The organism is Pseudomonas sp. RC4D1, assembly GCF_018390395.1.
Lineage (GTDB): Bacteria > Pseudomonadota > Gammaproteobacteria > Pseudomonadales > Pseudomonadaceae > Aquipseudomonas > Aquipseudomonas danubii.
In genome coordinates, this window is sequence record NZ_JAHBAW010000002.1 from 921,276 (window position 1) to 939,258 (window position 17,983).

Genomic DNA, 17,983 nt, shown 5'->3' on the forward strand with positions numbered 1-17,983 from the left:
AGGTTCCAACCCATCGGTCAGCCGGGCTGATCGATGGGGTTCGCGCTCCCAGGCACGCCTGAGGAGGCACACCGGTCATCCGTTGGATGGGATGAGGCTCGGGAAAACCGAGCACCGACTGCACACTCCCTGATCGCTCGTGCTGTCAGGGGGGATGAGCACTTCACGAAGTGGAGGTGTGTGTCATGCGTCAAAGGGATTTGCAGTTCACGTTTTCCGTGCTGACCGCACAGGTGGCGTTCGAGGTCGTCGAGTTCACCCTGGAAGAAGCCTTGTCCGAGCCTTTTCGCCTGACGCTCGAACTGGCCAGCGACAACGGTGCCATCGATTTTGGCCAGATCCTCGACCAGCCGGCCTTGCTGACGATCTGGCAAGGCGGCCTGCAGGTGCGGCATGTGCATGGCTTGGTCAGCAGCTTCACCCAGGGTAAAACCGGGTTTCGCCGCACCCGTTACCGCCTGCTGGTGGAGCCGCAACTGGCACGGCTGGCCCTGAGTTCCGACTGGCGTATTTTTCAGCAGAAAACGGTGCCCGAGATCCTCAAGTCGGTGTTGGATGAGCACGGCGTCCTTGATTACCAGCCCTACATCCACACCCCGCATGCGCCGTGTGAATACTGCGTCCAGGCCGGTGATACCGACCTCTATCTGTTCGACCGCCTGTCCACCGAGGAAGGCCTGTTCTATTTCTTCAAACACGATGCCAACGCCCACACCCTGGTCCAGGGTGACAAGTTGTACGTCCAGGAGCGCATCCAGGGCGGGCCGGTGCTGTACACCACCCAGCCGGCCGGGGATGCCCCGCAACCAGTGCTGTACGCCTTCAGCTACACGGAAAACGTGCGTACCGCCGAGCAGACGCAGCGCGACTACAGCTTCAAGCGCCCGGCCTTCGACCAGCAGCAGCGACAGCTCGGCGATGACCTTGAGCATCAGGCCCAGCGCTATGAGCGTTACGATTACCCAGGCCGCTACAAGAGCAGCGCCGTCGGCCAACCCTTCACCCAAAACCGCCTGCTGGGCCGTCGTCACGATGCACGGGTGGCGACGGTGGAAGGGGATGATCCGCGGCTGATTCCGGGGTTTTCCTTCCAACTGACCGGGCACCCCCGGGGCGACTTCAACCGCTGGTGGCGCTCGGTGCGCATCACCCACAAAGGGATACAGCACGCCAGCCAGCAAGAAGAGGCTGCCGGTGCCGAGATGGGCGTGAGTTACGACTTCCGCGCCCAGATCATTGCCGAGGACTGCGAATGGCGCCCTAGGCCACTGCCCAAGCCGGTCATTGACGGCCCGCAGATAGCCACGGTGGTGGGCCCGGAAGGCGAGGAAATCCACACTGACGAATATGGCCGGGTGAAAATTCAGTTCCCCTGGGACCGCGAGGGCAAGCACAACGGCTTCAGCTCCTGCTGGGTGCGGGTTTCACAGAACTGGGCGGGGGCGGACTGGGGCCATATGGCGATCCCGCGCATTGGCCAGGAAGTCATAGTCGACTACCTGGATGGCGACTGTGACCAGCCGATCATCACCGGACGCACCTACCGGGCCAGCCATATGCCGCCCTACTGCCTGCCGGATCACAAGACGCTCAACACCCTCAAGAGCAAGGAACACAAGGGCAGCCGGGCCAACGAACTGCGCATCGATGACACCACCCAGCAGATAAGCGCCGCCTTGATGAGCGACCACGGCAGCAGCGCCTTGCACCTGGGGTACCTGACCCATCCCCGGCCCGAAGGGGGCGCACCCCGTGGCGAGGGCTTTGAACTGCGCACCGACGAGCGCGGCGCCTTGCGCGCGGCCAAGGGGCTGCTGCTCAGTACCGAAGCGCAACTGCAGGCCAATGCCGGGCAACTGCAGCGTGGCGTGGCCATCCAGGTGCTGGAAGCCGCACTGCAACTGGCCAAGGGGCTGGGCGACTATGCCGAAGACCATCAAGGCGTCGGGCACGACACCCAACCGCAGCAAACCCTCAGCGAAGCGGTGCGCGACCTGGGGCATGGCGCCAACGACGAGTCGCAGCAGAGCAACGGCGGCAACCCGGCCATTGCCCTGAGTGGCCAGGCGGGCATCGCCGCGGTATCACCCCAGAGCGTCACCCTGGCGGCGGGCGAGCATATCGACAGCATCGCCCAGCAGAATCAGCAGCTCACCTCGGGACAGAAATTCGTGGTCAATGCCGGTAGCGACCTGGGCCTGTTCGCCCAGAGCGGCGAGATGCGCCACATCACCCACCAGGGGCCGATGCTGCTGCAGGCGCAACAGAACAGCATTCGCCTGGAGGCGGATCAGAGTGTGGAGGTCAGCGCGGGCCAGCAGCACGTGCTGGTGTCTGCCAAGGAACACATCACCCTGATGTGCGGCGGGGCCTACCTGACGCTCAAGGGCGGCAATATCGAGTTGGGCATGCCGGGGAATTTCACGGTCAAGGCGGCCAAGCACTCCTCTATCGGTCCCGCACATGCCTCGACCACGTTCAACTCATGGGAGTCGACCCCGTTCAATGACGCCTATGTGCTGCGTGATGAAATCACCCTTGAGCCTCTGGCAAACACCACCGTAGAACTGCGGCGCGGCGACGGTGGGGTCACCACCCTCACGACCGATGGACAAGGCCGTCTGCCCAGGCAGCAGGACCTGGCCATGGATCAAGTCCAGATGCGCATTCTGGCCAAGGGAAATAGCTCCAACGACGACAGGGAGTCCACTGCATGAGCAGCCAAGCAGCCGATAACACTGAGGACGTCATCATTCCTCGCTCGCGCGACAATCTGGGGCGACCGGTCTACAAGACCCAACTGACCCGCACCGAGGACCAGCGTGAAAAGGTCCTGCTGGCGAGGCAGGCCGCGCCGATTCCGGTGATCTTCATTCCAGGCATCATGGGCAGCAACCTGCGTAACAAGGAGGACCAGAGCAAGGTCTGGAGTCCGCCGAATGCCAGCTTTTGGCCCACTGATATCTTCCCCGCTCTCGCAGCCTTGGCTGTCTGGTGGGGCCGAGGCCCCAAGGATCGACAGATACTGCTAATGCCGGAAAACGTCGAGGTGGATGATCGAGGCTCGATTGATACGTGCTCATCCGGCCTGAGCAAAGAGGCGGCGCGCATTCGTGGCTGGGGGACGGTGATGCGCAGCGCCTACAACCCGTTCATGGCCCTGATGGAGGGCCGCTTGGACAGCATCGTCAGCCGACAACAAATCCAGCCATGGTGGAACACTGAAAGCCTGCATGAACCCGCAGCCTATGGCGAAGAACTGGGGCAGGCGACGCCCCTCAGCGAAGACGAACTGAAACAGGCGGGCAAGTATCAATTCGACGTCTGGTGCGCCGGTTACAACTGGCTGCAATCCAACCGGCAGTCCGCCCTGGATGTGCGTGACTACATCGAGAACACCGTCCTCGCCCACTACCGCGAACACGCAAGCGTCAGCCCTGAGCAGGCGGATCAGATGAAGGTCATCCTGGTCACCCACTCAATGGGCGGGCTGGTTGCACGCTCCCTGACCCAATTGCACGGTTACAAACGAGTGCTTGGCGTGGTCCATGGCGTGCAACCGTCAATCGGTTCATCGGCCATCTACCACCACATGCGCTGCGGCTATGAAGGTATTGCCAGCATCATCCTTGGCTACAACGCAGGCGAAGTGACCGCAGTGGTGGCCAATGCCCCAGGGGCGCTGGAACTGACACCTAGCAACGAGTATCGGGAAGGTCGCCCCTGGTTGTTCCTGTGCGATGCCCAGGGGCAGGTCATCAAGGATATGGACGGTAAACCCCGCGCCTATCCGCAGAACCAGGACCCCTACGAGGAAATCTATAAGAGCACCGCCTGGTATGGGTTGGTGCCGGAGCAGAACACTCAGTATTTGGATATGTCGAGAGAGGGAAGTACTGACGGAAGGATAAACCTGCGGTCAGATTTCGATGAGCGAATAGATTTTGTAGCCAAATTCCATCGCCAAATGTCCACGTCAGGCTATCACTCTGAAACCTATGCCCACTATGCGGCAGATGACGGACGCCATAGCTGGCGGGACATGATCTGGCAAGGCGATCCAGCTCCTTTGGAGGCGCCTGGCTCTAAGCTCAAGGATAACGAGACCGGCAGCTACAGCAGTTGGTTTCGCCGAGGCCTGCCCGTCATCGTACCTACGCTTGAAAACTGGACTGTCAAGGAAGAGGACCAGTCTGGCAGTGGTGGCGATGGCACGGTGCCAACCGACTCCGGGCAGGCCCACAAGAAGGCGGGTATCAAGGCCAGTTTCCGCCAGGGCGGCAAGGGCGCGGGGCAGTACAACACCGACAAGGGTTACGAACACCAAGAAAGCTACAACGACAGGCGAGCCCAGTGGGCCGCGCTTTATGGCGTGATCAAGATCGCTCAGTTGGCTGACTGGCACCCTAATGACAAGGGGGGCTTATGACACTCACTCGTCGCTTGTTTACCGTTCTTGGCCTGGTCGCTTTAACCAGTGTGGCCAGTTGTACTTCGCTTTCATCTTCTCGGAGTCCCACCATGGACAAAACCGGATGGATCACTCATTGCTACGGACGTTTTTTGATTGATTTACCGCCTCAGGCAGAGATCAATGCTGGGTACTACCTGTGGGGCGACAACATCGAAGCGCTCGACGATACCCCTGAGGCCCTTGCTAGTCAGATTGATCGACGCGAACAAAAATTGAGAGGTCAGCAACATGATACGAAAGGCAGTATGTTTCTTCGTCGAATAGATTTTGGTGGAGGCTCAGTAGGGCTAATGTCTTGGTCATCTGAAGTTGCCTCCAAGGTATATCTGCTTGATACCTATATTGCCTCGAAGCCAACGTGGCGTGCTTATCGCTGGACAGGGAAAATATCAGAGGATAGAGAGCGTCGAGCTATGGAGATATCTAACTCTCTGGCCCGCAACCTACGCTCGCGCGCGCCCAACGAAATCCCCACCGAACCAGGATTCTGTATCGACCGGGCTTACATCGCGGGTGACAGCTTTCAAAGTGAGAACTTCGGAATTGGCGTGACCTTCCCGGAACACCCGAGAACCTTTTTGGCATTCAGATCCAGCACTGGAGCCGAACGAGATCGGTTACTGGATCGAGTAAGTGGCTTTCTGATGGGTGCGGCAAAGATGGTTGCAGGCATCGAGACCCTGCGCAAAAGAGAGCGTGGCGGCGCCATTCCCGCCGATGAGTACCTGCTGGCAGGTAGCGCAAAGGGCCAGCGTACCTACACCTTCCTCTGGGAAGCCCAGGGCAAGGACGTGTCGGTCTACGAGCCCCACCTCAAGGCGGAACTGAGCGTGGAGGAAGCTGACGTCGATGACGATGCCCCCCCACCAGTTCCCGCTTTCAAGTCAGATAAAGCAGCACTGGAACTGTGGGATGCCATCATCGATTCGATTCGCCTGCGCCCGGTATCGACTACTGGACGCGACGACCATGCTGGCACGCCCTCCCCGCCTAAAAGTCCGCAACAGATGGCCAACAGCCCAGCGGTAGATGATGACTACGCACTGGGAGAGTTCCTCGCTGAGCTGAAGCCTAAAGATAACTGGATGGATGATTTGTGAGTTTCCTAAGGAAGCGTGCGCGACCACAGCACACTCGCCAATGGGCCGCATTATCTGACGTGATCAATATCACTCAACTGGCTGACTGCCAGCTGGATGCCAAGGAGGGTTTATGAAGCGCACTCATTACCTAATAACGATCCTTGGTTTAATCGCTATGACTAGCGTTATCAGCTGCACATCGATTTTTTCCTCTCGGAGCCCCGCCATGGACAAGAGCGGATGGATTACTCATTGCTACGGACGCTTCCTGATTGATCTGCCACCACAGGCAAAGATCAACGCTGGGTATTACCTGTGGGACGACGACATCGAAGCACTCGACGATAGCCCTGAGGCTCTAGTAACCAGAATCGACCAGCGTGAGAAGGAATTGAAGAGTGAACGGCATAAAAAAATACAGGGAAGTATGTTTCTTCGTCGATTGGACCTTAGAAATGGCTCAACAGGGCTACTTTCCTGGAAGTCCAATGCCAGTGTAGAGATGTACTTGCTGGATACTTACGCTATTTCCAAGCCGACATGGCGCGCTTACCGCTGGAAAGGTGGCGTCACACAAGATCGTGAAGCAGCAGGCATTGAAAGTGCTACTTCCCTAGCCCACAACCTACGCTCTCGTGAAATCAATGAGATCCCCACCGAACCAGGATTCTGTATCGACCGGGCCTACATCGCGGGTGACAGCTTTCAAAGTGAAGACTTCGGGGTTGGCGTGACCTTCCCGGAACACCCTAGAACCTTTTTGTCATTCAGATCCAGCACCGGAGCCGAAGAAGATCGGTTACTGGATCGAATGAGTGGCTTTTTGATGGGCGCGCTGAAGATGGTTGCGGGCATCGAGACCCTGCGCAAAAGAGAGCGTGGCGGTGCCATTCCCGCCGATGAGTACCTGCTGGCGGGCAGCGCAAAGGGGCAACGCAACTACACCTTCCTCTGGGAAGCCCAGGGCAAGGACGAGTCGGTCTACGAGCCCCACCTCAAGGCGGAACTGAGCGTGGAGGAAGCTGACGTCGATGACGATGGCACCCCACCAGATCCGGCTTTCAAGTCTGATAAAGCAGCACTTGCGCTGTGGGATGCCATCATCGATTCAATTCGCCTGCGTCCGGTATCGACGCCTTAAAGCGATGGCAATGACCGGACGCTCAAGGCTGCAAAACTGGAGAAGCAGCCTTGAGCAAAGACCCTGAAAGGGCTGGCCTTAGCGGCGAAATCCTAAGCCGGCGTTACCGCAGCAACGGGTATGTCTCCCCATCCTTGTCGCCACTTCGCCGACGGCCACCACACTCTAAGTTCAAGAAGACCGGGGGACTCGGGCTTTACGAGCGCGGCTCGTCCGAGCATGAGCAGACACCTCGCGGGCTAGCGTCCAGCAACGCCTCCACCACCGCCCGGGCCATCTCCACGGAATGCACCATGGACCAGATCAGCCCGCGCTCGATGCCGCTGCCCTGCTGGGTGATTTCATCGCAGACCTCCTCGGCGCATTTGAGCAACAGCGACACATGCACCAGCGCCTCTTCAGCACTGACGCCTGGGCGCACGCTGAACAGCGAGTCGGCAGAAACAGGTTTGGCTTGGGTGTTGCGCTGGAACAGCGCGGGGTCCTGCGGTTGTCGAGCCAGAGCCACGCGCAAGGTGGCGTTGGCGGCCTTGAGTTCGGGATCGCGATAGGACGTGGGGGGATCGGGGACGAGCTTTTTCATGGTCTAACTCCTTGCAGATAAAAGGAGCCAACACCGTTCGCTTGCACACGAATAAGGTGGCAGCCGTACGCAGGTGTGCAAGACCGAGTCTGCAAGGACACCCGGCAGATCCGAAGATCTCCCACGCACGGCCGCCATAACGCAGCGGACATGAAAACGACCAATCAGTGCTGATCGTTTGTGCGCCTTTGCAGAGTTCGGACTTGCACATCCGAGCCATCGATTTGGCGATGGCTCCAGCACCCTAGCCCGCCCACCAGGCGCATTCAAGCGGCCGGCAGTTTCTCGGATTTGCCTTACAAAAGAAAGCGAATCGGCGTAGTTCCAACCAGCTTTCAGCACTCTCTGAAACAGCCACGGCTCTGTGGCGAGGGTGTTTGTTCCCACGGATTGGTTTGTCAGCGACCAGGCCGAAAACAGTTCTGTCGCCCTGTTTTCGTATCGGCGCTGTACCTGATATACCGCGCCGACTGGCCGGGCGATTCTCGCCCGTTCGCAGCCCTCGGCAGCGCCTACAAGGGAAGGTGCCCCCCCCATTCCCGCTCCAGGCCGGCCGCAAGGCCGCCGTCTGGCTCTTGATCTTGATCTGAACGCCCCGTTAACCACGATGGCCGAACGCAGGCATTGAGCCGTGGGTAACCCGGCAGGGATGCCGGGTTAGCCGCCACCCGGCCAGGGATGGCCGGTGGCGGCGGCCCACGGATCAATGCCGGAGTGAGGGCATGCCGAGCCTAGGCGAGGCACCGAGTGGAGGGGCAGAAGCGTTTTGCTTACTTTTGCGCTTTTCAAAAGTGAGTCGCTGTAAGAGCGAAACCATAAGTGGTCGTTACCGCAGCAACGGATATGTACACAGCCCACCGCTGCAAGAGCGAAACCGCCAGCAACCACACCCGCAGCAACGGACATGCCCACCAACAAGACCGCCCCCTCATGCTCCACGACCACCACGCCCCCAAACAGGAACAACCCCCCTCACCAAAACAAGCCCCCCCACCCAACAGAAATGCCTATCGCCCGCCTATGTGCCCCAACGCACAGACACCCTCACCCACGCCCGCCACCGTCAAGGTTGCAGCTTTTTGCCTGAAACGTTCGTCGCGACGGTGCATCGATTTGACCGCACGCCCCGCTCCCGGCCCTCCCTCGCACCCCGTGCCGAGGGACGGCTCTGTTATGCCAAGGAAAACATGGACAGTCATTGGACCCACACATTCCTGAGGTTCTGCCGTCTGCCCGCCGCCAGATACGGCCAATGGAAGGCCTCGCGCAACAGCGTCGAATACGAAGCGCCGCTGCGCTCGGAATTGTTCAGCAGTGAACAGATGGCCAGCCACGGCACCCTGCTGGCGCACCAGCACCGCCTGAGCCAAAGCCGCAACCCCGACTGGCTGCTGGCACGCCTGTCGGACAACGCCAGCGCCCTGGCCAGTTGCTGCAAAAGCCTGACGGCAGCCACCGGCAGCTCGCCCCGGGCCACCCCCGCCGCCGAATGGCTGCTGGACAACTACTACCTGCTGGAAGAACAGATCCGCATCACCCGCACTCACCTGCCCCGGGGCTACAGCCGGCAATTGCCGCGCCTGGCCAACGGCCAGTCGGCGGGCCTGCCACGGGTCTACGACATCGCCCTGGAAACCATTTCCCACGGCGACGGCCGGGTCGACAGCGAAAGCCTGGGGCGTTTCGTCGACAGCTACCAGAGCGTCACCCCGCTCAAGCTCGGCGAGCTGTGGGCGATTCCGATCATGCTGCGCCTGGCCTTGATCGAGAACCTGCGGCGCGTGGCCTTCCGGGTCATGGCCAACTGGAGCGAGCGCAATCTGGCCAACGACTGGGCCGACCGCCTGATGGAAACCGCCGAGCAGGACGCCAAGAGCGTGGTGCTGGCGGTGGCCGACATGGCCCGCTCGGCACCGCCCATGAGTGCCGCCTTCGTCGCTGAACTGGCGCGGCGTCTGCAGGGCCAGAACGCCGCCCTGGTGCTGCCCCTGGCCTGGATCGAGCAACTGCTGGGGGAAACCGGGCTGAACATCGAGCGCCTGGTGCAGCTCGACGCCCAACAGCAAGCCGCCGATCAGGTGTCCATCAGCAACAGCATTTCCAGCCTGCGCCTGCTCTCGGCCAGCAACTGGCGCGAGTTCGTCGAACTGATGAGCCGGGTCGAACAGGTGCTCCAGGACGACCCGGCCAAGGTCTACCGGCGCATGGATTTCGCCACCCGTGACCATTACCGGCATGTGCTCGAACGCCTGGCCCGCCACTGCCCCCTGAGTGAAGACCAGGTGGCCCGCCAGTGCATCGAACTGGCCCGGGCCCACTACCGCGCCGAGGCCCCGGAAGCCGTGGCCGGCCATGTCGGGCATTACCTGATCGGCGCCGGACGCCGCACCCTGGAACAACAGATCGGCGCCCGAGTGCCCCTGGCCGAACGCGGCCGGCGCCTGCTGACCCAGGCGCCCCTGGGCTTTTTCCTGGGGCCGGTGATGCTGCTCTCGGCGCTGTTCGCCTGGCCGTTTCTCGATGCCCTGTATCAGGAAGCCAGCCCCGGCCATTACTGGCTGGCACTGTGGGCGGTGCCGGCGCTGCTGCTGGCCAGCCGCCTGGCCATCGGCCTGATCAACGGCCTGGTGACCCTGACTGTGGCCCCGGGCATTCTGCCGCGCCTGGACTACAGCGAAGGCATTGCGCCCCGGGCCCGGACCCTGGTGGCGGTGCCCTGCCTGTTCGGCAACGCGGCGGATGTCGAAGAGCTGGTGGAAGGCCTGGAAGTGCGCTTTCTGGCCAACCGCGATGCCCAGCTGTACTTCGCCCTGCTCAGCGACTTTCTCGACGCCCCCAGCGAAACCCAGGACGGCGACACCGCCCTGCTGGCGCTGGCCCGACAAGGCATTGAGGCGCTGAACCTGAAGTACCCCGAAGAGGCGGTGGATCGCTTCTACCTGCTGCACCGGCCACGGCTGTGGAACGCCGCCGAACATTGCTGGATGGGCCACGAGCGCAAGCGCGGCAAACTCGAAGACCTCAACGCCCTGCTGCGCGGCCGGGGCCAGGAGCGCTTCTCGCTGATCGTCGGCGATATCCAGGCCCTGCCCGAGATCACCTACGTCATCACCCTGGACAGCGACACCCAACTGCCCCGGGACGTGGCCCAGCAATGCGTGGGCGCCATGGACCACCCGCTGAACCGCCCACAGACCGACCCGCTCAGCGGGCGCATCGTCAGCGGCTACGGAATTCTCCAGCCGCGGGTCGGCATCAGCCTGTCGAGCACCGCGCGCAGCGCCTATTCCCGACTGTTCGCCAGCGATGCCGGGATCGATCCCTATACCCGCGCGGTGTCGGACGTCTATCAGGACCTGTTCCAGGAAGGCTCCTTCGTCGGCAAGGGCATCTATGCCCTGGACACCTTCGAGCAGACCCTGGGCGGGCGCTTTGCCGACAACCGGATTCTCAGCCACGACCTGATCGAGGGCTGCTACGCCCGTTCCGGGCTGCTCAGTGATGTGCAGCTGTTCGAGGAATACCCAGCGCGCTACAGCGCCGACGTCAAGCGCCGCCAGCGCTGGATTCGCGGCGACTGGCAACTGCTGCCCTGGCTCCTGCCCTGGTCGCCCAAGGCCGCCGGCGGCCTGGAAAGCAATCGCCTGAGCCCGCTGGCACGCTGGAAAATCCTCGACAACCTGCGTCGCAGCCTCGAACCCCTGGCCTTGCTGAGCATGCTGCTGTGGGGCTGGCTGGGCTCCACCCAGCCCCTGGCCTGGACCCTGGCGGTGCTGATTGTGCTGCTGGTGCTGCCCCTGTCCGCCGCCTTGCGCGAGCTGGTGCACAACACCCCGGAAGTGCCGTTGCTGCAACAACTGAACGCCGCCCTGGGCAGCGCCGGCCAGCACCTGTCCCGGGCCCTGTTGCCCCTGGCCTGGCTGCCCTATGAGGTCGCCTACAGCCTGGACGCCATGGCCCGCGCGTTGTGGCGCATGGGCATCAGCAAAGCTCATCGCCTGCAGTGGCAACCGTCCCGGGAAGCCGAGCGCGGCCCGGATGACAACCTGCTGCAGCTGTACCGGCGGATGTGGATCGGCCCGTTGCTGGCCCTGCTGCTGACGGCGCTACTGTGGCCGAGCCCGCAACTGCTGATGGCCGCGCCCCTGCTCCTGGCCTGGCTGGCCGGCCCGGCCCTGGCCTGGTGGCTCAGCCGCCCGGCAAGCCAGGTGGCGTTCGAGCCTTCCAGCGGCCAACGGCGTTTCCTGCAGAGCCTGGCCCGCCGCACCTGGGGCTTTTTCGACCAGTACGTCGGCCCCGATGACAACTGGCTGGCCCCGGACAATCTGCAGGAACAGCCCCAGCAGCGCATCGCCCATCGCACCTCGCCGACCAACCTCGGGTTGGCCCTGCTGGCCCATCTGGCGGCCCACGACTTCGGCTACCTGAGCAGCCGCCGGCTGATGCACCGCCTGGAGCAGATGCTGGCCAGCATGGGCCGGCTGGAACGCTATCGCGGGCACTTCTACAACTGGTACGACACCCAGAGCCTGCAACCCTTGCCGCCGCGCTATGTGTCCACCGTGGACAGCGGCAACCTGGTGGGCATGCTGCTGACCCTGCGCCCCGGCCTGCAGGCCCTGGTGGACAGTCCTCCGGCGCTGCTGCAGATCGCCAACGGCCTGCTGGACAGCCTCGATGTGTTCCAGGACGCCCTCACGGCGGCCGGCCAGGACACCGCCCCAGTGCTGCGCTGGCGCCTGGAAACCCGCGCCGTGCATGAGCACCTGAGCCTGCATGCCGACGTGGCTCCGGATGCCTTGCTGGGGCTGCTGCAACGGATTGCCGACAGCGTCGAGCAGGCGCAGACCGGCACAACGGACGATGTGGACTTCTGGCGCCAGGCACTGGCCGCGCAATGCCGTGACCTGCATGACGAACTGCAATGGCGCTGCCTGCCGCCCATGGCCGATGGCCGCCGCTTCGGCACCCTGAGCTGGCGCCAGTTGGCCCAGTTGGACGCCGGGTATTGGTTGCCGATGCACCACGAGCGGATCGCCGCCGTGCGCGAGCTGGCCCTGGAGCGCATCAGTTGCCTCAGTCGATTGCTGGAAGCGGTAGCCAGCATGGCGCAGATGGACTTCGGCTTTCTCTACGACACCCGTCGTCACTTGCTGGTAATCGGCTACAACGCCGATGAGCACCGCCTGGATGCCGGTTACTACGACCTCTTGGCCTCGGAAGTGCGCCTGACCCACTTTGTCGCCATCGCCCAGGGACAGTTGCCCCAGGAAAGCTGGTTCGCCCTGGGCCGCCTGCTCACCAGCAGCGCCGGCACCCCGGTGCTGCTGTCCTGGACCGGTTCGATGTTCGAGTACCTGATGCCGATGCTGGTAATGCCCAGCTACCAGGGCACCCTGCTGGACCAGACCTGTCGCGCCGCGGTGGCCCTGCAGATCGAGCACGGCCAGCAACTGGGCCTGCCTTGGGGCGTGTCCGAGTCGGGCTACAACACCCTCGACAGTCAGTTCAACTACCAGTACCGGGCGTTCGGCGTACCGGGCCTGGGGCTCAAGCGTGGCCTCGGCGCGGAACGGGTGGTGGCGCCCTACGCCAGTGTCCTGGCGCTGATGGTGGCGCCCCAGGCCGCCTGCCAGAACCTGCAGCGCCTGGCACAGCTGGGGCTGGGTGGACGCTTCGGCCTCTATGAAGCCGTGGACTACACCGAGTCGCGCCTGCCCCGGGGCCAGGACCATGCCGTGGTGCGGTCGTTCATGGCTCACCACCAGGGCATGAGCCTGCTGGCCCTGGCCTGGTTGCTGCTGGATCAACCCATGCAACGGCGCTTCGAATCCGATCCGCAGTTCCAGGCCATCGCCCTGCTGCTGCAGGAACGGGTGCCGAAAACCGCCGCCCAGTACCTGCACGCCGCCGGTGCTCCGGAAGCCGACGAAGCGGCCCGGGCCCATGAAAACAAACTGCGGGTATTCGCCGACCCGGACCGCAAGCGCCCGGCCGTGCAACTGCTGTCCAACGGTCACTACCACCTGATGCTCAGCAGTGCCGGTGGCGGCTACAGCCGCTGCAACGAACTGGCAGTGACCCGCTGGCACGAAGACCCGACCCGCGATCACTGGGGGCAGTTCTGCTACCTGCGGGACGTGGCCAGCGGCGACTTTTGGTCCGCGGCCTACCAGCCAACCCGCCACCGCCCAGAGCATTTCGAGGCGATCTTCACCGATGCCCGGGCCGAATTCCGGGTACGTGAACGGGACTTCGACAGCCACCTGGAAATCGTCGTATCCCCCGAGGACCCCATCGAACTGCGCCGCCTGCACCTGTGCAACCGGGCCCGGGGGCGCCGCAGCATCGAGCTCACCAGCTACGCCGAGGTGGTCCTGGCCCCGGCCCAGAGCGATGCGGCCCACCCGGCCTTCAGCAACCTGTTCATCGAAACCGAACTGCTGCCCCGCCTGCAGGCCATCGTCTGCAGCCGCCGGCCACGGGCCCAGGAGCAGCCAGTGCCGTGGCTGTGCCACCTGCTGGCGGCCCACGGCGTGGACATCGACGCCATCTCCTATGAAACCGACCGCGCACGCTTTATCGGCCGCGGCCGGGATCTGGCCGCGCCCCAGGCCCTGGACCCGCAGGTCGAACGGCTCTCGGGGAGCGATGGACCGGTGCTCGACCCGATCGTGGCGATCCGCTGCCGGATCACCCTCGACCCCGGCCAGAGCGCCACCATCGACCTGGTGACCGGGGTCGCCGAGAGCCGCGAACACTGCCTGCAACTGATCCACAAATACCGTGACCGGCACCTGGCGGACCGGGTCTTCGACCTGGCCTGGACCCACAGCCAGGTGCTGTTGCGCCAGCTCAACGCCTCACTGGCCGAAGCCCGGCTGTTCCAACAGATGGCCGCCTCGCTGCTCTACGCCAACGCCAGCCTGCGGGCCGACACCAGCCTGCTGCTGGCCAACCGCCGCAGCCAGTCCGGGCTCTGGGGCCAGGGCATTTCCGGCGACCTGCCGATCGTCCTTTTGCAAGTGGGCGACCTGGCCAACATCACCCTGGTGCAGCAACTGATCAAGGCCCACGCCTACTGGCGACAGAAAGGCCTGGCGGTGGACCTGGTGATCTGGAACGAGGATCAGGTCGGCTACCGCCAGCAGCTCCAGGACCTGATCATGGGCCTGGTGACCTCCGGCAGCGAAGCCAGCCTGATCGACCGTCCCGGGGGCATCTTCGTGCGTCCGGCCCAGCAACTGTCGGGCGAAGACCGCGTGCTGATGCTGGCGGTGGCGCGCCTGGTGATCAGCGACAGCCGCGGCAGCCTCGCCGAGCAGGTCCACCGGCGCCGCGCCGATCCGTCGCTGCCGCGCCTGGAAGCGCCCCTGGTGCGCCTGCCACAAACGGCCAGCAGTGCCCCGCCAGCCCCGCTGCCGGAACTGATCCTGGAAACGCCCTACGGCGGCTTCAGCAGCGACGGCCGCGAATACCTGATTACCCTCAACCCCGGGCAACCGACCCCGGCGCCCTGGGCCAACGTGCTCGCCAACCCGCTGTTCGGCACGGTGATCTCGGAAAGCGGCGGCGCCTACAGCTGGCGCGAAAACGCCCACGAGTACCGCCTCAGCCCCTGGCACGACGACCCGGTCAGCGACCCCAGCGGCGAGGCCCTGTACCTGCGTGACGAAGACAGCGGCCAGGTCTGGTCGCCCACTCCCCAGCCCTGCCCGGGCAACGGCAGCTATCGCACCCGCCATGGCTTCGGCTACAGCGTGTTCGAACATGAGGAGAACGGCATTCACAGCGAGCTGACGATCTATGTGGCGCTGCAGGCGCCGATCAAGTTCTCGCGGTTGAAGATCCGCAACCGCAGCGGCCGGCCACGGCGCCTCACAGTGACCTGCTACGTGGAATGGGTGCTGGGGGAATTGCGCGGCCGCTCGGCCATGCATGTGGTCACTGAAAGCGATCCGGTCAGTGGCGCGCTGTTCGCCCGCAACCCCTACAACATGGAGTTTTCCGGGCATGTGGCGTTTCTCGACACCGACTCGGCGGTGCGCAGTTTCACCGGCGACCGCAGTGAGTTCATTGGCCGCAACGGCAGTCTCGCGGCGCCGGCCGCGTTGACTCGGGGGCGTCTGTCCGGGCGTTCCGGCGCCGGTTTCGATCCGTGCGCGGCGATGCAGGTGGCGCTGGAGCTGGCGGACGGCCAGAGCCAGGAAGTGCTGTTCCGCCTGGGGGCCGAGGTGGATGCCAAGGCCGCAACCCGGCGGGTCCTGCAGTACCGCGGCACGCAGATGGCGCAGAGCGAACTGGCCGCCGTGCACCAGCACTGGCAGCAGAGTCTGGGCACACTGCAAGTGCATACCCCCGACCCGGCCGTCGATGTCATGGCCAACGGCTGGCTGATGTACCAGACCATCGCCTGCCGCTTCTGGGCTCGCAGCGGTTTCTACCAGTCCGGTGGCGCCATCGGTTTTCGCGACCAGTTGCAGGACAGCATGGCAATGATCCACGCCGAGCCGGCCCTGGCCCGCGAGCACCTGCTGCTCTGCGCCGCCCACCAGTACCCCGAGGGCGACGTCCAGCACTGGTGGCACCCGCCACAGAATCGCGGGGTGCGCACCGGCTGTTCCGATGACTTCCTCTGGCTGCCCCTGGCCACCAGCCGCTATGTGCAGATCACCGGCGACCGCAGTGTGCTGGAGGTTGAAGTGGGTTACCTGGAAGGTCGCCAGCTCAATCCCGGGGAAGAGTCCTACTACGACCTGCCCCAGGCCAGCGGACTGCGGGAGAGCCTCTACCGCCACTGCCAACGGGCCATCGAGCACGGCAGCCGGCGCGGCGTCCATGGCTTGCCGCTGATGGGCACCGGGGACTGGAATGACGGCATGAACCGGGTCGGCGAGCGGGGCCTGGGGGAAAGCGTGTGGCTGGGGTTCTTCAGCCACGAGGTGCTGCAGCGGTTCGCCGTCACCGCCGAACAGCACGACGACCCGGCCTTCGCCCGGACCTGTCGCGAGCAGGCCCTGGCCTTGCGCGCCGCCCTCGACAGCCAGGCCTGGGACGGACAGTGGTATCGCCGGGCCTGGTTCGACGACGGCCAGATCCTGGGCTCCGCCGACAACCAGGAATGCCGCATCGACTCCATCGCCCAGAGCTGGTCGGTGCTCTCCGCTGCCGCCAGTGACGTCCGCCAGCATCAGGCCATGGAGTCCCTGGACCGGCATCTGGTGCGCCGCGACAGCGGCGTGGTGCTGCTGCTGGACCCGCCGTTCGCCCACAGCCCCCTGGACCCGGGCTACATCAAGGGCTATGTGCCCGGGGTGCGGGAGAACGGCGGCCAATACACCCACGCGGCGATCTGGGCCAGCATGGCCTTCGCCCGCCTGGGGGACAGCGCCCGGGCCTGGGAGCTGCTGCACATGATCAACCCGGTGAGCCGACGCAGCGCCGAGCAGGTGGCCACCTACCGGGTCGAGCCCTATGTGATGGCCGCCGACGTCTATGGCGTGGCGCCCCACACCGGGCGCGGCGGCTGGAGCTGGTACACCGGCTCGGCGGGCTGGATGTACCGGCTGATCATCGAGTCGTTGCTGGGGCTGCGCCGCGAAGGCGAGCAGCTGTTCATCGAACCGGTGATCCCGGCTCATTGGCCGGGCTACAGCCTGGATTACCGCTTTGGCGAAACGCTCTACCACATCGACGTGCGCCAGAGCCCCGGCGCGCCCCTCAGCCTGAGCCTGGACGGCCAGCCGCTACCGGATCTGGCCATACCACTGCTGGACGATGGCATTACGCGCCAGGTGCTACTGACCTGGCCCATCAGCGCCGCGCCGCCGCAGACCGGGCATTCCCCGACAGCGGCCATCACCGAGTCGGCGCCATGACAGACACCGGGCAACGCCCTGGACTACCCTGAGTGAGCGCTGACGCCTTGCCATCCGGTGGTTCTGAGATGTTCGACAACCTTGGGCTCGGGCCCAATCACTTGCTCAACGCACTGCCGGCCGAGGTGCAGGAGCGCCTGCTGCCCCACCTCAAGCCGGTGCCCCTGGCCCTGGGCCAGGTGCTCTACGAGTCCGGGGATATCCCGCGCCACGTGTATTTCCCCACGGACGCGGTGGTGTCGCTGCTGTACCTGATGGAGAACGGCGCCTCGGCGGAAATCGCCGTGGTGGGCAACGAAGGGCTGGTGGGCGTGTCCCTGGTGATGGGCGGCGAGAGCACCACCAGCCGGGCCATCGTGCAAAGCGCCGGGCATGCCTTGCGCCTGCCCGGGCAGCGTCTCAAGGACGAATTCAACCGCCACGGCGAGATGCTCCTGCTGATGCTGCGCTACACCCAGTCGCTGATCACCCAGATGGCCCAGACCGCGGTGTGCAACCGGCACCACTCCATCGACCAGCAACTGTGCCGCTGGCTGCTGCTGTCCCTGGACCGCCTGCCGGGCAACCAACTGGTGATGACCCAGGAGTTGATCGCCAACATGCTCGGGGTGCGCCGTGAAGGGGTCACCGAGGCCGCTGGCAAACTGCAGCGCCAGGGCATCATCGAGTACAGCCGGGGACGCATCAACGTCCTCGACCGGCCGCGCCTGGAACAGCACAGCTGCGAGTGCTACGCGGTGGTGCGCAAGGAGACCGCGCGGCTGCTGCCGTACCTGCCGGGCAGCCAGCGCGACGAGCCGGGCTGAGGCTCGCCGCTGGCGGGGT

7 protein-coding genes are annotated in these 17,983 nt (G+C 64.1%); 6 read left to right on the top strand and 1 reads right to left on the bottom strand.

What is annotated here, in order from left to right:
• Nucleotides 1–185 precede the first annotated feature (185 nt).
• The 4 genes from KHO49_RS19925 to KHO49_RS19940 all read left to right on the top strand — a co-directional run bounded on the left by KHO49_RS19925 (nucleotide 186) and on the right by KHO49_RS19940 (nucleotide 6,697).
• A complete protein-coding gene (locus KHO49_RS19925; protein WP_213665694.1) occupies nucleotides 186–2,717 on the top strand; it encodes a type VI secretion system Vgr family protein in 2,532 nt (843 codons plus the stop codon).
• A complete protein-coding gene (locus KHO49_RS19930; protein ID WP_213665695.1) occupies nucleotides 2,714–4,429 on the top strand; it encodes an esterase/lipase family protein in 1,716 nt (571 codons plus the stop codon). Before KHO49_RS19925 ends, KHO49_RS19930 begins: the two co-directional genes overlap by 4 nt.
• 92 nt (nucleotides 4,430–4,521) lie before the next feature.
• Nucleotides 4,522–5,574, top strand: coding sequence for a T6SS immunity protein Tli4 family protein (locus tag KHO49_RS19935; RefSeq protein ID WP_502937892.1), 1,053 nt, complete (start codon nucleotides 4,522–4,524; stop codon nucleotides 5,572–5,574).
• A 208-nt stretch (nucleotides 5,575–5,782) separates the two neighbouring features.
• On the top strand, nucleotides 5,783–6,697 hold the full coding sequence (locus KHO49_RS19940; protein ID WP_213665697.1) for a T6SS immunity protein Tli4 family protein: 915 nt from the start codon (nucleotides 5,783–5,785) through the stop codon (nucleotides 6,695–6,697).
• 196 nt (nucleotides 6,698–6,893) lie between these two features.
• On the opposite strand, the gene KHO49_RS19945 is transcribed toward KHO49_RS19940, so the two are convergent.
• A complete protein-coding gene (locus KHO49_RS19945; RefSeq protein ID WP_102880165.1) occupies nucleotides 6,894–7,280 on the bottom strand; it encodes a DUF6124 family protein in 387 nt (128 codons plus the stop codon).
• A 1,187-nt stretch (nucleotides 7,281–8,467) separates the two neighbouring features.
• Here KHO49_RS19945 and KHO49_RS19950 point away from each other — a divergent pair.
• Together KHO49_RS19950 and KHO49_RS19955 are read left to right on the top strand one after the other, a co-directional pair.
• Nucleotides 8,468–17,158: a glycoside hydrolase family 94 protein gene (locus KHO49_RS19950; RefSeq protein WP_213665698.1), complete on the top strand. Its 8,691-nt coding sequence runs from the start codon at nucleotides 8,468–8,470 to the stop codon at nucleotides 17,156–17,158.
• Nucleotides 17,159–17,226: 68 nt separating this feature from the next.
• Nucleotides 17,227–17,964 (top strand): Crp/Fnr family transcriptional regulator, encoded by a 738-nt coding sequence (locus KHO49_RS19955; RefSeq protein WP_102880162.1) that lies wholly within the window; start codon nucleotides 17,227–17,229, stop codon nucleotides 17,962–17,964.
• Nucleotides 17,965–17,983 lie beyond the last annotated feature (19 nt).

Bases quoted from the DNA above. Each gene is read 5' to 3' on its own strand.
- KHO49_RS19930 (WP_213665695.1), top strand. From the start codon at position 2,714: ATGAGCAGCCAAGCAGCCGATAACACTGAGGACGTCATCATTCCTCGC.
- KHO49_RS19935 (WP_502937892.1), top strand. From the start codon at position 4,522: ATGGACAAAACCGGATGGATCACTCATTGCTACGGACGTTTTTTGATT.
- KHO49_RS19945 (WP_102880165.1), bottom strand. From the start codon at position 7,280: ATGAAAAAGCTCGTCCCCGATCCCCCCACGTCCTATCGCGATCCCGAA.
- KHO49_RS19950 (WP_213665698.1), top strand. From the start codon at position 8,468: ATGGACAGTCATTGGACCCACACATTCCTGAGGTTCTGCCGTCTGCCC.
- KHO49_RS19955 (WP_102880162.1), top strand. From the start codon at position 17,227: ATGTTCGACAACCTTGGGCTCGGGCCCAATCACTTGCTCAACGCACTG.
- KHO49_RS19940 (WP_213665697.1), top strand. From the start codon at position 5,783: ATGGACAAGAGCGGATGGATTACTCATTGCTACGGACGCTTCCTGATT.
- KHO49_RS19925 (WP_213665694.1), top strand. From the start codon at position 186: ATGCGTCAAAGGGATTTGCAGTTCACGTTTTCCGTGCTGACCGCACAG.